This is a genomic window from Streptomyces sp. CO7 (assembly GCF_053474865.1).
In genome coordinates, this window is the sequence record NZ_JBRIOU010000011.1 from 54958 (window position 1) to 56711 (window position 1754).

The 1754-nt window shown below is 71.0% G+C and carries 2 protein-coding genes; both read left to right on the forward strand.

The annotated features are described in order from the left end of the window. The first annotated feature begins 186 nt into the window (after positions 1 to 186). Positions 187 to 1629: a GuaB1 family IMP dehydrogenase-related protein gene (locus tag ACOV8S_RS29330; RefSeq protein WP_448321514.1), complete on the forward strand. Its 1443-nt coding sequence runs from the start codon at positions 187 to 189 to the stop codon at positions 1627 to 1629. A gap of 47 nt (positions 1630 to 1676) precedes the next feature. Beyond that, positions 1677 to 1754 (forward strand): AsnC family transcriptional regulator (locus ACOV8S_RS29335; protein WP_448321554.1); only part of this gene is annotated, 78 nt, incomplete at its 3' end.

The following is a 1754-nucleotide window of genomic DNA, read 5'->3' on the forward strand; positions in this document are numbered from 1 at the left end:
CTTCCCGTACCTGCGCCCCCGCCGGCCCACCCGCCCTCTTGGTAGGAAAGTACAAGGCTGAAGATCGCACTTCCGGACGTTCTGTGGCTGGTTCTCCCGGGATCCGCCGGGGGAAACTGAAGTACGTGCCTTTTTCCCTCGGCGGTCCACGCCGCAGGGCCGTATCTGTTCTTTCGGGATGTGCACGTGCGATTCCTCAACGACGCCCAGCCGACGTACGACCTCACCTACGACGACGTCTTCATGGTTCCGAGCCGCTCCTCCGTCGGCTCCCGTCAGGCCGTCGACCTCTCCGCGCCGGACGGCACCGGCACCACGATCCCGCTGGTCGTCGCCAACATGACCGCCGTCGCGGGCCGCCGCATGGCCGAGACCGTCGCCCGCCGTGGCGGGCTCGTGGTCATCCCGCAGGACATCCCGATCGAGGTCGTCGCCGAGGTCGTCGGCTGGGTCAAGAGCCGCCACCTGGTGCTCGACACGCCGATCGTGCTCTCCCCGCACCAGACCGTCGCCGACGCGCTCTCGCTGCTGCCCAAGCGGGCCCACAACGCCGGCGTGGTCGTCGACGAGGACTACAAGCCGGTCGGCGTCGTCACCGACCGCGACCTCTCCGGCGTCGACCGCTTCACCCAGCTGGCCCAGGTCATGTCCCGTGACCTTCTGCTGCTCGACGCGGACATCGACCCCCGCGAGGCGTTCAACACCCTCGACCACGCCAACCGCCGCTACGCCCCCGCCGTGGACGCCGACGGCCGCCTCGCGGGCATCCTCACCCGCAAGGGCGCGCTGCGCGCCACCCTGTACACCCCCGCCGTCGACGACCAGGGCCGCCTGCGCATCGCCGCCGCCGTGGGAATCAACGGCGACGTGGCGGGCAAGGCCAAGCAGCTGCTCGACGCCGGGATCGACACCCTGGTCATCGACACCGCGCACGGCCACCAGGAGTCGATGATCAACGCCGTCCGCACCGTCCGGGCGCTGGACCCGCGGGTGCCGATCGTCGCGGGCAACATCGTCTCGGCGCAGGGCGTGCGCGACCTGATCGAGGCGGGCGCCGACATCGTCAAGGTGGGCGTCGGCCCGGGCGCCATGTGCACCACCCGGATGATGACCGGCGTGGGCCGGCCGCAGTTCTCCGCCGTCCTGGAGTGCGCGGCCGAGGCGAAGAAGCACGGCAAGCACGTCTGGGCCGACGGCGGCGTCCGTCACCCGCGCGACGTGGCGATGGCCCTCGCGGCCGGCGCCTCCAACGTGATGATCGGCTCCTGGTTCGCCGGCACCTACGAGTCCCCGGGCGACCTCCAGCAGGCCCCCGACGGGCGCTACTACAAGGAGTCCTTCGGCATGGCCTCCGCCCGCGCGGTCGCCAACCGCACCTCGGAGGAGTCCGCGTACGACCGTGCCCGCAAGGGCCTGTTCGAGGAGGGCATCTCGACCTCCCGGATGTTCCTCGACCCGCAGCGGCCGGGCGTGGAGGACCTCATCGACTCCGTCATCGCGGGCGTCCGCTCCTCCTGCACCTACGCGGGCGCGGGCGACCTGGCGGAGTTCGCCGACAAGGCCGTCGTCGGCGTCCAGAGCGCCGCCGGCTACGCCGAGGGCAAGCCGCTGCACGCCAGCTGGAGCTGATCTGTTCTACTGCCCGTACCACCACGTACGGAAGTGACCTTCGCGCCTTGCTGAACGAGCTCGACGAACGCATCGTGCGCGCCCTCGCCGAGGACGCGCGCCGGTCCTACGCCGACATCGGCCAG